The following is a 13,494-nucleotide window of genomic DNA, read 5'->3' as shown; positions in this document are numbered from 1 at the left end:
GAAACCCCCGGCTTCACATCATTCCTAAGTGCAAAGGTTAAAAATCTCTGAACACCCCCACCTTAACCCTTTGAAATCACACAACCGCCAAGCTTGGCCACACGTGGACAATCAACGCCCGCGCCAAATCCAGCCACCACCAAACACCCGGCTGCCCTCGGCTGCATAGAACACACAAGCCTGCCCCGGCGACACGCCATCCTCAGGGTCGAGCAATTCCACCATAGCCTCCGTCGCCGAAATCGGCCGCACCACCGCAGGCCGAGGCGGCCGCGTCGAGCGCACCTTCACGTTCAGATGCCACTCACTGCGGCTCTCAAACGCCTCATCGCCCAGCCAATTAATCTCGCGCAGCGGAATAACCCGCGTCGATAAAGCCTCTTTCGGCCCGACAATCACCTGCCGCAAGCCTGGGTCCAACCTCACCACATAAAGCGGATCACCCAACCCCCCAATCCCTAGCCCCTTACGCTGCCCGATCGTGTAATGAATGACCCCGCGATGCTGCCCGAGCACGTTTCCGGCTTGATCGACAATATCCCCCGGATCAGCCGAACCGGGCCGCAGCTTTTCAATCACCGCCGCATAATTGCCATTCGGAACGAAGCAAATATCCTGACTGTCAGGCTTATCCGCCACCGACAGCCCATATTTCAAAGCCAACGCCCGCGTCTCCGCTTTGGACGCCAAATGCCCCAAAGGAAACCGCAGGTAATCCAACTGCTCCGCCGTGGTGGAAAACAGGAAATAGCTCTGATCCCGGTTCGCATCCGTCGCCATATGCAATTCCGGCCCATCACCAACTTTGCGCTGAATATAATGTCCCGTCGCCATACAATCCGCGTTCAAATCCTTCGCCGTCGCCAGCAAATCCTTGAACTTCACCCGCTCATTGCAGCGAATACACGGCACCGGAGTGGCCCCCGCCAGATAGGCATCGGCAAATTCCTCAATCACGGCTTCCCGAAAAGTGTTCTCATAATCCAACACGTAATGCGGAAATCCCATCACCTCCGCCACCCGCGCCGCATCCTGAATATCGCGCCCCGCACAGCAAGCGCCCTTTTTCGCCAGCGCGGCCCCATGATCGTAAAGCTGCAAGGTGACGCCGACCACGTCATAGCCTTCCTCGGCCAGCTGTGCCGCCACAACCGAGCTATCGACGCCGCCCGACATCGCCACGACCACGCGGGTTTCAGAGGGCGGCTTGGCGAAACCAAGCGAGTTCAGCGGCTGATCAAACATCATAAATTCCGGGGAGTAGGGCGGCATTAAGGCCATTAGCTCGCAATATAGGAAAATGCCACCTACTCTCAACCCCCGGCTTTACGCTTGCTTAAGCCCGTTCCGCCAAGCTGTGAGGGTATGAACGAGGAAACCACCATGTATCTCAAGAAAGTTGATGGCCCAAGACAGGTCACTTTGCCCGACGGCAGCGTGCTGACACGTGCCGATCTGCCCGCCACGGACACCACCCGCTGGGTCGCTAGCCGCAAGGCGCTGGTCGTCAAAGCCGTGATTTACGGACTGATCACCGAAGCCGACGCGCTGGAACGCTACGCTTTGTCAGAAGAAGAATTTGTGCTTTGGCGGCAAGCCGTTGAAACCCACGGCGAAAAAGCCCTCCGTGTTACAACAATTCAAAAATACCGACAGCTTTAAGTTGTTTTCGGGATTCCTTCCGTCACAGTAACGTGTGGTTAACCATTGCACGCCAAAGTCATTAACGAACAAGAGCCTGTGACGGAGCCCCCAGGAATGCGAATCTTACTGGTTGAAGACGATCCCACCACATCACGTAGCATCGAGTTGATGCTGACCCATGCCAATCTAAACGTCTATTGCACCGATCTCGGTGAAGACGGCATCGATTTGGCAAAACTTTATGATTACGATTTGATTCTTCTGGATCTGAATCTGCCAGATATGTCCGGGCATGAGGTGCTACGCCAACTTCGGCTTGCCCGTATCGAAACCCCGATCCTGATTCTGTCAGGCTCGGATGATACCGAAAACAAGATAAAAGGCTTCGGTTTCGGCGCCGACGATTATCTCACCAAGCCCTTCCACCGCGAGGAACTGGTCGCGCGCATTCATGCCATCATCCGCCGCTCGAAAGGTCACAGTCAGTCGATGATCCAGACCGGCCGCGTCAACGTGAACCTTGATGCGAAGACCGTCGATGTTGAAGGCTCGACGGTGCATTTGACCGGCAAGGAATATCAGATGCTTGAATTGCTGAGCCTGCGCAAAGGCACCACGCTGACGAAAGAGATGTTTCTCAACCACCTTTATGGCGGCATGGATGAACCAGAATTGAAAATCATCGACGTGTTCATCTGCAAGCTGCGCAAAAAGCTCGCCGAGGCTACGGGTGGCACCAATTATATCGAAACCGTTTGGGGCAGGGGCTATGTCTTAAAAGATCCAATCCCCGCGGCGGTTCCGCGTTTGGCCGCAAGTGCCTGAGTCCAGCTGCGCTTGCCCATTTCCTGCCCGCCGCATAACTTGGGCGAAACGGAATGGGGGCGGCAATGGCGATGGCGGTGGATGTGGAGCAGTTGACCGAAGCCGAAGCCCGGGCAGAACTTGCCCGGCTGGCGGAAGCTATTTCTGCGGCAAACCTCGCCTACCACACGCTTGACGCGCCAGAACTGTCGGACGCGGATTTTGATGCACTGAAACGCCGAAATTTGGCGATTGAGGCGCGATTTCCGAGCCTAAAGCGTAGTGATAGCCCGTCAGAGCAAGTCGGCGGCGCTGTGGCCGAGGGGTTTGGCAAGGTCGCGCATGCCGTGCGCATGTTGTCGCTGGAAAACGCTTTCCTAGACAGCGATGTCGCTGAATTTGAGGAACGCGTACGCAAATATCTCGGCGCGGCGGCTTTGGCCTTCACGGCGGAGCCTAAAATTGACGGGCTTTCGCTGTCTTTGCGTTATGAAAACGGCGTGCTGTTGCAGGCCGCCACGCGCGGCGATGGCGAAATCGGCGAAAACGTCACCGAAAATGCCCGCACTATAGCGGATATTCCGCAGCGTTTGACGGATGCCCCGGCGCTGCTGGAAGTGCGCGGCGAGGTCTACATGAGCCATGCCGATTTTGCCGCGCTGAACCAACGCCAGGCTGAACGGGGTGGCAGAACCTTCGCCAACCCGCGCAACGCGGCCGCGGGCAGTCTGCGCCAGCTTGACGCCAATATCACCGCCGCTCGTCCGCTGCGTTTTTTTGCCTACGCTTGGGGGGCGTTGTCGGCACCGCTCGCAACCACGCAAATTGACGCAATCGCGCGGCTTAACCGTCTGGGATTCCAGACAAATCCTTTGACAGTGCTGTGCTCTGGTCCGGACGAGATGCTGGCGCAATACCGCAAGATTGAGGCCGAGCGCGCCTTGCTTGGCTATGATATCGACGGTGTGGTTTACAAGGTGAACGACCTTGGGCTGCAGGCACGGCTTGGGTTTCGCTCTGCCACGCCCCGCTGGGCGATTGCGCATAAATTCGCAGCCGAATTGGCATGGACCCAGCTTGAGGCGATTGATATTCAGGTCGGCCGCACTGGCGCTTTGTCACCAGTGGCGCGGTTGACCCCGGTGACGGTTGGCGGTGTCGTGGTGGCGAACGCGACGCTGCATAATGAGGATTACATCGCGGGGCGCGCCGCCAAAGGCAGCCCGATCCGTGAGGGCCGCGATATTCGGATCGGCGATTGGGTCCAGATCTATCGCGCTGGTGACGTGATCCCAAAGATCGCCGACGTTGATCTCACCCGTCGCCCGGACGACGCGCAACCCTATGTTTTCCCTCACACATGTCCACAATGCGGCTCACCGGCGCATCGTGAACCCGGCGATGCGGTGCGCCGCTGCACCGGCGGTCTGATTTGTCCCGCGCAAGCGATGGAACGGCTGAAGCATTTCGTCTCACGCGGGGCGTTTGATATCGAAGGCTTGGGCGCAAAACAGGTCGAGATGTTTTTTCACGACGAAGATTTGCCGGTAAAATCCCCCGCTGACATTTTCACTTTGGCCGCGCGCGATGCGGCTAACGGTTTGAGAAAGCTGAAAAATCGCGAAGGGTTTGGCGAAACATCGGTTAAAAAGCTGTTCGCAGCGATTGATGCGAAACGCAAAATTCCGCTGGATCGGCTGATCTTTGGCCTTGGCATTCGACATGTCGGCGAGGTGGCGTCAAGCCTGCTCGCCCGGCACTATTCGACTTGGCCCGCGTTCGAAGCCGCGATCACCCACGCTCTGCCCGGCACCCCGGAATGGGCCGAGCTTACCTCGATTGACGGGGTGGGCGCGGTTTTGGCGGGCTCGTTGGTGGCGGCGCTTCAAAACGGTCCCGAGCGCGCCGCGATTGATGCGCTGGTGGCCGAACTTGACGTGCAGCCCGTGCAAGCGCTTGGCCGCGTTGACAGCCCGGTGGCGGGCAAAACCGTGGTTTTCACCGGCACGCTGGAAAAGATGAGCCGCGCCGAAGCCAAAGCGCGGGCCGAGGCTTTGGGTGCCAAAGTTTCAGGCTCGGTCTCGGCAAAAACCGATTTGCTGGTGGCGGGGCCGGGGGCTGGCTCGAAGGCGAAAGATGCACAAAAACATGGGGTTAAGATCATTGATGAAGATGATTGGCTCGCGCTGATCGGTCAGGCATGAGCCGTCCGGAGATATTGTTTCCCCTGTTTGCGGGCATGGAAACGCTTGATGGCGTCGGCCCGAAAACCGCAAAAGCATTCGAGGGCCTCGGTGTCCAAAAACCGAAAGACCTTTTGTTTTTGCTGCCACATTCCGGTGTCGATCGCAGCCGCAAAGCCTCAATCCGCGACGTGGTGCCGCCCTGCACGGTCACGGTGGAGGTTGAGGTCGGCGCGCATTTTCCGGCACGCCAAAAGGGTCGTCCCTACCGCGTGATGGTGCGCGACGCGGCGTTGGAGTTTCAGCTGGTGTTCTTCCACGCGCGCGGCGACTACCTGCAAGGCTTGCTGCCAACCGGCCAGCGCCGCCTTGTCTCTGGCAGGGTGGAACTGTTTGATAGTATTGCGCAAATGGTCCACCCCGACCACGTTTTGCGCCCTGAAGAAGCGGGCGATCTGCCCACTTTTGAACCGGTCTACCCGCTTGCCGCAGGCATCACCCAGCGCCAGGTTGCCAAGGCGGCGGCCTCGGCTTTGGCGCGCGCGCCGAGCGTTGCTGAGTGGATTGACCCGGGTCTCTTGGCGCGTGAAGGCTGGCCAGATTGGTTGGCGGCCTTGCAATCCGCCCATGCGCCCACCGATCAGCAGGCACTGGCGTTCACCCATCCCGCCCGCCAACGCCTTGCTTATGATGAACTTTTTGCGCACCAACTGACGCTTTCGCTCGCCCGCGCCAATCTGCGGCGGGGGCAGGGCACGGCCAGCCTTGGCACTGGCGCGTTGCAAGCCAAGGTTTTGGCCTCGCTTCCCTACGCTCCGACCAACGCCCAGACCCGCGCCGTGGCCGAGATTGCGCAGGATATGGCGCAGCCTTTGCGGATGAACCGTTTGCTGCAAGGCGATGTCGGTTCGGGCAAAACTTTGGTCGCGTTTATGGCGTTGCTGGTGGCGGTGGAGGCAGGCGGGCAGGGCGTTATGATGGCCCCGACCGAGATTTTGGCGCGCCAACATCGCGATGGCTTGGCTCCGCTGGCTGAGGCCGCAGGCATCCGGCTGGAGTTATTAACCGGCCGCGATAAGGGCACCGAGCGCGAAGCCAAACTCGCCGCGTTGCGTGAAGGCCGGATACATATCTTGGTCGGCACCCACGCTGTTTTCCAAAAGGATGTGCATTTTCAAGATCTTCGCCTCGCCGTTGTCGATGAGCAGCACCGCTTTGGCGTCTCGCAACGCATGGAGCTTGGTGCCAAAGGCCAAGCCGCAGATGTGCTGGTGATGACGGCGACGCCAATTCCGCGCAGCCTCGCGCTGGCGAGTTACGGCGATATGGACGTCTCGGTGCTGGATGAAAAGCCCGCCGGTCGCAAGCCGATCAAAACGGTGATGGTCTCTGCCGCTCGGATGGATGAGGTGATCGGCCACCTTGCGCGCGCCGTGGCTGAGGGGCGGCAGGCTTATTGGGTCTGTCCGTTGGTCGAGGAATCCGAGCTGGTCGATTACGCCAGCGCCGAGGAACGCTTTGCCAGCCTGCGCGCAATTTTGGGCGAGGTGATCGGGCTTGTGCATGGCCAGATGCCAGCGGCTGAGAAAGATGCCGCGATGGCGCGGTTTGTGGCCGGGATTACCAAAGTTCTGGTGGCGACCACGGTGATCGAGGTCGGCGTCAACGTGCCAAATGCCTCGATCATGGTAATCGAGCGCGCGGAAATATTTGGTCTGGCGCAACTGCATCAGCTGCGTGGCAGGGTCGGGCGTGGCGCTGTCAGCTCGACCTGCCTTCTGGTTTACCAAGCGCCGCTTTCCGAGTCGGGCGAGCGTCGGTTGAAGGTAATCCGCGATACCGAGGACGGCTTTCGGATTTCCGAAGAAGACCTGTCGATGCGCGGCGCGGGTGATCTGATTGGCACCGCGCAGTCGGGTTTGCCGCGTTTTCGCGTTGCCGATCTGGAACGTCAGGCCGGGTTGATGGCTGTGGCGCAATCCGACGCACGCGCCTTGCTGGTGATTGATCCCGATCTGACCAGTCAGCGCGGTAGGGCGGCACGGGTGCTGTTGTGGCTGCTCGATCAAGATCGTGCGATAAAACTGATCTCAGTCGGCTGAAATCTCACCATCTTGTGAATCGCGACCGGGAACCCGCGCTGGAGGGCTGCGTTTTGTTCTCATAAGTTCACAAATGTTCTCATAAAGTTCTTTACAGAAAGTTACGAATGTGAGAACAATACGGCAACAAGCAATGGAGGTCGCAATGCTCACTGAGATTACCGAAATCCTGAAACGGTCCAACCGGAGCCTTTTGCCGGATGCAATTGGCGTTGTGTCACTCTTTGCGTTGCTTTTCGCCGGGCTGGGAATGTCTGGCACGCTCTAACGGTTCTGCCTGCGGTCTTGTCGAACCGGGCCGCGCATTTGTCCCCAAGTGATGCGCTTCGTGGCCGCCCTGCCACCTCGCCCCGGTTCAAGAACGCCACTTTCCGCCGCCATCCCATGGATGTGCGGCGGTTTTTTTATGCCAGTTCGGTTTGGCCCGCAGCCTCGCAAGCCGCATCAAGAGCCAGCAAAATAGAGGCATGGCGATTCGCATATTCTCGCGCTGGGATTAAGACTTCGTAACCATCAAAGGGCCTCGCTGGCAGCGGGCCGTTATCTTGCAGCATTTTACGCAAATCCGCGCGGGCGGCTTCCAGTTCGGCACGACTGCGGCCCAGAATCACTGAGCCTAGTATCGACGCTGCGGCTTGACCCAAGGCGCAAGCCTTCACATCTTGCGCAAAATCAGCAACCACACCGTCCTGCATCACCACATCAACCGTCACGGTTGAGCCACAAAGCGGCGAACGTTTGCGCGCGCTTCCGGTTGGTGCTGTCAAACGGCCCAAATGCGGGATGTCAGCGGCCAGCGCCAGAATCCGCCCCGAGTAAAGATTGACGAGATCGCGATCACTCATGGCTTCCCCTTTTCTAAGCCGCAAGATAAGCCCGCTCCACGCCTTCGCCAAGGAGAAGCCTGTGCAATTTGACCCAAAAACGCTGGTTTACGATGCCAATGGGCTTATTCCCTGCATTGCGCAGGACCATGCCTCGGGTGAGGTGCTGATGATGGCATGGATGAGCGCCGAAAGTCTGACGCGCACGCTGGAAACCGGGGTGATGACTTATTGGTCGCGCTCGCGTGCCAGTTTTTGGGCGAAGGGCGAGACCTCAGGGCATGTGCAACGGCTGGTGGAGCTGCGGATTGACTGCGACCGTGATTGCCTGCTGGCGCTAGTGACCCAAGACGGCCCCGCCTGTCATACCAATAGGCGCAGTTGCTTCTATACGGCGCTGCGCGACGGCGTTGAGATGGTGATTTCCGAGCCGTTATAGCCCAACCATCCGGCGAATATCAGCGGGCGTAGCGCCCTCCGCGCGGTATTTCGACAGCGCACGCGCATCGTCGCGCTTGGCCAAGCGCTTGCCATTTTCGTCACGGATCAGGCGGTGGTGATGATAAATCGGCGTGGGCAAGCCCAGAAGCCGCTGTAAAAACACATGGATTTTTGTAGCCTCGGTAAGATCGGCGCCGCGAACCACATGGGTGATCCCCTGTGCTGCATCATCTAAGACCACCGACAGCTGATAAGACGTGCCCATATCACGGCGCGCGATCACAAAGTCGCCCACTTGGGTTTCAATATCGTCGGGCGAAAATTCGATCAGGCCAAGGCTTCCAAGCGGGCCAATACCCGTCTCGCGGTATGAGGCAAACCACTGCCAACCACCTGTTGAGATGTCGAATCGTCGTTCGAAGCTCTCGTCAACTGTGACCCGGCTCACATTAAGACGTAGATTGGCATCCGCAGGTCGTGAAGTTCGCTCAGAAACAGTGCGCTGGTGGTTTTTGTTGCGACAAATGCCCGGATAGATCAAACCATCCGGCCCAGCAGGCAATTCAGTACCCTCCTGCGGTGCGGAAAGAGCTGTTTCAATGTCACGACGGGAGCAGTTGCACGGGTAAATCAGACCGTCCGCCCACAGCTTATCCAGCGATTGGCTATACATCCCAACGCGATCTGACTGGCGCAATGGCTCGGTATCCCAAAAGATCCCAAGCCAATTCAGGTCGTCGATCAGCTGGTTTTCCCACTCCGGGCGGCAACGGCTGCGGTCAATATCCTCAATTCGAAGCACAAACGTCCCACCCTCTGCCTGCGCCATGTCATGCGCCAGCATCGCCGAATAAGCGTGGCCCAGATGCAGCGGGCCGGTGGGCGAGGGGGCGAAGCGGGTTACGAAAGCCATTCCGTGAACGATTCTTTGGCGCGGTCGGTGTAGGCTTTGTAACGGTCTTTGCGCCCCTTGCGGCCACCGCGCGCGTCAATCGGCGGGAACAGACCGAAGTTGACATTCATCGGCTGGAAGGTTTTCGCCTCGGCCCCGCCAGTGATATGGGTGATCAACGCTCCCATCGCGGTATCCGGCGGCGGCGGCGGCAGGGTGCGGCCCAGCAATTCGGCAGCGGCCATCCGACCCGCGAGCAAGCCCATCGCCGAGGATTCGACATAGCCCTCAACGCCAGTAATCTGCCCGGCAAAACGGATATTCGGGCGAGATTTCAGCCGCATCTGATCGTCGAGCAGCGTCGGCGAGTTGATGAAAGTGTTGCGATGGATGCCGCCAAGCCGCGCGAAGCTGGCGTTCTGCAACGCTGGAATCATTTTGAAAACAGCGGTTTGCGCGCCGTACTTCATCTTGGTCTGGAACCCGACGATGTTGTAAAGCGTGCCCAGTTTGTTATCGCGGCGCAGTTGCACCACCGCGTAAGGCTTCATGGCTTCATGCGGATTGGTCAGCCCGACCGGCTTCATCGGCCCAAAGCGCAAGGTCTCACGACCACGCTCCGCCATCACCTCAATCGGCAGGCAGCCGTCGAAATAACCCGCCGTTTCGCCCTCGTGGAATTCAGTTTTCTCCGCCGCCAGCAGCGCGTCGATGAAGGCGTAATACTCGTCCTTGGTCATCGGGCAGTTCATATAGGCAGTCTGCTCCTCGACCGTCTCGCCCTTATCGTAGCGGCTTTGCATCCAGGCCACTGACATATCTACAGATTCTGCATAAACAATCGGCGCAATCGCATCGAAAAACGCCAAAGCGTCGGCACCCGTTGCTGCACGAATGCTTTGCGCCAATGCGCCAGAGGTCAACGGCCCGGTAGCGATGATCCAATTACCCTGATCGGGCAGTTCGGTCACTTCCTCAAACGAGGCCGAAATCAGCGGATGCGCATTCAGCTTCGCGGTTACAGCCACCGAAAATGGGTCGCGATCCACCGCCAAAGCACCACCGGCTGGCAGCCGATGTGCCTCTGCAATCGCCATAATCAAGCCGTTCGCCGCGCGCATTTCCCAATGCAGCAGGCCGACGGCGTTGCGCTCATCATCATCCGAACGGAACGAATTAGAGCACACCATCTCGGCAAAATTACCCGTCCGATGCGCAAAAGTCGCAACATTGGGGCGCATTTCGTGGATCACCACGCGCACGCCCATTTCAGCCGCTTGCCAAGCCGCTTCCGATCCGGCCATTCCGCCGCCGATGATGTGGAGTTCTTGTGTCATAACCGCGATGTAGCCCTGCCGGGTGCTGAGATCAAGGCAGCAAAAAGGGCCGAGGTTGCCCCCGGCCCAGTGTCTAGATGCGCCAAACTTAGCGTTTATCGACAGCCACAGCGCCCGCACCATGTGCGAACAGCATCAGGAGGCCGCCAGCAATAGCGAAGTTTTTCAAGAAGTTAGTCATTTGCGCCGGATCGGACGGGTTGTGATACAGCAAAGCCGCCACGATGCAAAAGCCAGCGCCCAGCAGCGCCATGATGCGGGTCTGGTAACCGACCAAGATCGCGGCACCCAAAGCCAGTTCAAAAATAATCGCGGGCCAAGCGAGCACCGCGGGCAGACCAGCCGACGACATATAGCCAGCAAAACCTGCGACATCGCTGAGCTTGCCGAAACCTGCGATCAAAAACAGCGCAGCAATGAAAATGCGCGCGACGAGCGGCGCGTAGGGCGAAAGTTTATCCATGATTAATCCTTAAGGCGTTACTGTTGCCCAGCACATCGACTGCGGCATCCGCGGAGGTCTAGCCGTTGAAATGAGCGCATGAAACGCGTGTGAGCGCGCGCGTTACCTGCGTTTGCGCACAGAACGCGGCTAAATTTGCGCCCGCCTCCACAGCGATTGACGTTCTTGCTGCACAAAAGCCTCGGGGCCAATGCTCAGATCATAGCCAAGACTCGCAGCCTTTTCAAAGAAACCCGCGGCAGGCAAGCCCTGCGCCAGCCGTCCCGAACACAAAGCCGCCCGCAACGGCATCCCGGCAGCGGCGTCAGTTTCCATCAGCATTTCAAGGGCTTGCGTTAGTTTGGCAATCGCGCCGGGGCCGGGAATAGCCAAATCGCGCGCCAAGGCTCCGTAGGTGATTGCCTGCTGAAGCGCGGCAAGCTCTGCCAGCCGCGCCTCAAGCTCATTCATCGCCCTGTTCAGCCACACGTGCGACAGAAACCACTTCTTCACCTTTTCCGGTGTTGAATACTTTCACCCCACCAGCCGAGCGTGACCGGAACGAGATTTGTTCAACCGGCACCCGAATAGACTGCCCAGTAGAGGTTGCCAGCATGATCTGATCGCTCAATTCAACCGGGAACGACGCCACCAACGGCCCGCCACGCATCGCGCCATCCATGGCTTTCACGCCCATGCCGCCACGCCCGCGCACCGGATAATCGTGGCTGGAACTTAACTTACCAGACCCGGACGTAGTGATCGTCAAGATCAGATCCTCGGCTGCCGACATTTCCGCATAGCGTTCTGGCGAAAGTTGACCTGCGCCGACGGCTTCTTCATCCTCGTCAACCTCGGCGTCGTCCTCAACAGCACCCGCCACCAACCGACGCTGTTTCAGGTAAGCCGCGCGCTCATCTGGTTCGGCCTCAAAATGCCGAATGATCGACATCGACACAACTTTATCGTCTTTGCCAAGCCGCACACCGCGCACACCCGTCGAACCACGCGATTTAAACACCCGGATTTCCTGCGTTGAGAACCGGATCGCCCGCCCACCCGCCGTCACCAGCATGATATCGTCGTTCTCATCGGCAATCGCGGCGTTCACCAAGAAGACGCCGTCCGGCAGTTTCATCGCGATTTTACCGTTGCGCATCACGTTGGTGAAATCCGACAGATCGTTCTGCCGCACATCGCCGTCGCTGGTCGCAAACACGATTTGCAGATCCTGCCATTCGGCTTCCGGTGCATCGACCGGCATCAGGGCCGCAATGCTAACGCCTTGAGAAATTGGCAGAATGTTAACCATCGCCTTGCCTTTAGCGGTGCGTCCCGCCAGCGGCAACCGCCAGGTTTTCAGCTTATAGACCATGCCGTCAGTGGTGAAAAACAGCAGATTGGTGTGGGTGTTAGCGACGAAAAGCGTCGTCACCACATCATCTTCTTTCGTCGCCATCGACGATAGACCCTTGCCGCCACGGTTTTGGCTGCGGAAATCAATCAGCGGCGTGCGTTTGATATAGCCGCCAGAGGTGATCGTGACGACCATATCCTCGCGCTCGATCAGGTCTTCATCTTCCATATCGCCGGCCCAATCGACGATATCGGTGCGACGCGGCACGGCGAAAGCCGCCCTCACTTCACGCAATTCGTCCGAAATAATCGCCATGATCCGTTCGCGCGAGCCCAAAATCTCGAGGTAATCCTTGATCTTACCGGCCAGCTCTTGCAATTCGTTGGTGATCTCTTTGACGCCAAGTGCGGTCAGGCGTTGCAGCCGCAGATCGAGAATGTTGCGGGCTTGGATTTCCGACAAATTGTAGGTGCCATCGTCGTTGATCGGGTGGCTCGGGTCGTCAATCAGCTTGATATAGGGGATGATTTCCCCCGCAGGCCAGCGCCGCGTCATCAGCCGCTCGCGCGCCTCAGACGGATCAGCAGACGATCGGATGGTCGCAACCACCTCATCGACATTCGATACCGCAACTGCCAAACCGCACAGAATATGGCTGCGTTCACGGGCTTTGCGCAACTCAAACGCGGTGCGGCGCGCAACAACTTCCTCGCGGAAGGTGATGAAATGCCTAAGAAAATCCTGAAGCGTCAAAGTCTCAGGCCGACCGCCATTCAACGCGAGCATGTTGCAGGCAAAGCTGGTTTGCATCGGCGTAAAACGGAACAACTGGTTCAAAACCACATCCGCCGTCGCGTCGCGTTTCAGCTCGATCACCACGCGCACGCCAACGCGGTCGGATTCGTCCTGAATATGCGCGATGCCCTCAAGCCGCTTGTCGCGCACCAATTCCGCAATGGTTTCGATCATCCGGGCTTTGTTAACCTGATACGGCATCTCGTCGATCACGATGGCCCAGCGGTCTTTGCGGAGTTCTTCCATATGGGTTTTCGCACGGATAATCACCGAGCCGCGACCCTCAAGATAGGCTTTGCGCGCCCCTGAGCGCCCCAAAATAGTCGCACCGGTCGGGAAATCCGGGGCAGGGATGATTTCCATCAACGCTTCGGCAGAGATGTCGGGATTTTCGATCATCGCCAGAGTGCCGTCGATCACTTCGCCCAAGTTATGCGGCGGAATCCGGGTTGCCATACCAACAGCGATACCCTCGGCACCGTTAACCAGCATGTTCGGATAACGCGCGGGCAGAACCGTCGGTTCGCGGTCTTTGCCGTCATAATTGTCTTGAAAATCAACGGTGTCTTTGTCGATATCGGCCAGCAGCGACAGCGCAGGCTTGTTCATCCGCACTTCGGTATAACGGAAAGCCGCTGCCGGATCGCCGTCCATCGAGCCGAAATTGCCCTGA

Annotated in this window: 13 protein-coding genes; 6 read left to right on the top strand and 7 right to left on the bottom strand. The window is 58.5% G+C overall.

The window, feature by feature from the left end; all coding sequences use genetic code 11:
* Positions 1-111 precede the first annotated feature (111 nt).
* Positions 112-1,245, bottom strand: coding sequence for a tRNA 2-thiouridine(34) synthase MnmA (gene mnmA / locus JWS10_RS00895; protein WP_299503883.1), 1,134 nt, complete (start codon positions 1,243-1,245; stop codon positions 112-114).
* Positions 1,246-1,383: 138 nt separating this feature from the next.
* Between mnmA and JWS10_RS00890 the strand changes: the two genes are divergently transcribed.
* From JWS10_RS00890 to JWS10_RS00870, 5 genes are all read left to right on the top strand, one after another.
* The gene (locus tag JWS10_RS00890; RefSeq protein ID WP_299482077.1) at positions 1,384-1,662 is read left to right on the top strand and encodes a DUF1153 domain-containing protein; all 279 of its coding nucleotides are present in this window, start codon (positions 1,384-1,386) and stop codon (positions 1,660-1,662) included.
* Positions 1,663-1,758: 96 nt separating this feature from the next.
* The gene (ctrA, locus tag JWS10_RS00885) at positions 1,759-2,469 is read left to right on the top strand and encodes a response regulator transcription factor CtrA (protein ID WP_299482074.1); all 711 of its coding nucleotides are present in this window, start codon (positions 1,759-1,761) and stop codon (positions 2,467-2,469) included.
* A 65-nt stretch (positions 2,470-2,534) separates the two neighbouring features.
* Positions 2,535-4,652, top strand: a complete 2,118-nt coding sequence (ligA, locus tag JWS10_RS00880) for an NAD-dependent DNA ligase LigA (RefSeq protein WP_299503881.1) — start codon at positions 2,535-2,537, stop codon at positions 4,650-4,652.
* Positions 4,649-6,733, top strand: a complete 2,085-nt coding sequence (gene recG / locus JWS10_RS00875; protein ID WP_299503879.1) for an ATP-dependent DNA helicase RecG — start codon at positions 4,649-4,651, stop codon at positions 6,731-6,733. The genes ligA and recG overlap by 4 nt, the downstream gene beginning before the upstream one ends.
* Positions 6,734-6,878: 145 nt before the next feature.
* Positions 6,879-7,001: a hypothetical protein gene (locus JWS10_RS00870; protein WP_299482064.1), complete on the top strand. Its 123-nt coding sequence runs from the start codon at positions 6,879-6,881 to the stop codon at positions 6,999-7,001.
* Positions 7,002-7,137: 136 nt separating this feature from the next.
* On the opposite strand, the gene JWS10_RS00865 is transcribed toward JWS10_RS00870, so the two are convergent.
* Positions 7,138-7,578, bottom strand: coding sequence for an iron-sulfur cluster assembly scaffold protein (locus tag JWS10_RS00865; RefSeq protein WP_299503877.1), 441 nt, complete (start codon positions 7,576-7,578; stop codon positions 7,138-7,140).
* Positions 7,579-7,639: 61 nt separating this feature from the next.
* Here JWS10_RS00865 and hisI point away from each other — a divergent pair, with 61 nt between their 5' ends.
* The gene (hisI, locus tag JWS10_RS00860) at positions 7,640-7,996 is read left to right on the top strand and encodes a phosphoribosyl-AMP cyclohydrolase (RefSeq protein ID WP_299503875.1); all 357 of its coding nucleotides are present in this window, start codon (positions 7,640-7,642) and stop codon (positions 7,994-7,996) included.
* Here the strand turns inward: hisI and gluQRS are convergent.
* The 5 genes from gluQRS to gyrA all read right to left on the bottom strand — a co-directional run.
* Positions 7,991-8,911, bottom strand: coding sequence for a tRNA glutamyl-Q(34) synthetase GluQRS (gene gluQRS / locus JWS10_RS00855; protein WP_299503873.1), 921 nt, complete (start codon positions 8,909-8,911; stop codon positions 7,991-7,993). The two genes, hisI and gluQRS, sit on opposite strands and share 6 nt — an antisense overlap.
* On the bottom strand, positions 8,899-10,227 hold the full coding sequence (gene trmFO, locus JWS10_RS00850) for a methylenetetrahydrofolate--tRNA-(uracil(54)-C(5))-methyltransferase (FADH(2)-oxidizing) TrmFO (protein ID WP_299503871.1): 1,329 nt from the start codon (positions 10,225-10,227) through the stop codon (positions 8,899-8,901). The genes gluQRS and trmFO overlap by 13 nt, the downstream gene beginning before the upstream one ends.
* Before the next feature lie 88 nt (positions 10,228-10,315).
* On the bottom strand, positions 10,316-10,690 hold the full coding sequence (locus JWS10_RS00845) for a DoxX family protein (protein ID WP_299482049.1): 375 nt from the start codon (positions 10,688-10,690) through the stop codon (positions 10,316-10,318).
* 129 nt (positions 10,691-10,819) lie between these two features.
* Positions 10,820-11,140: a hypothetical protein gene (locus JWS10_RS00840; RefSeq protein WP_299503869.1), complete on the bottom strand. Its 321-nt coding sequence runs from the start codon at positions 11,138-11,140 to the stop codon at positions 10,820-10,822.
* The coding region (gene gyrA, locus JWS10_RS00835) for a DNA gyrase subunit A (RefSeq protein WP_299503867.1) at positions 11,133-13,494 on the bottom strand (2,362 nt) is incomplete at its 5' end. The genes JWS10_RS00840 and gyrA, both read right to left, overlap by 8 nt.

The organism is Cypionkella sp., assembly GCF_028290025.1.
In the GTDB taxonomy this organism is placed as follows: Bacteria; Pseudomonadota; Alphaproteobacteria; order Rhodobacterales; family Rhodobacteraceae; genus Cypionkella.
The sequence above is the reverse complement of the archived record's forward strand: the minus strand, read 5'-3'. Positions and strand labels throughout refer to the sequence as shown.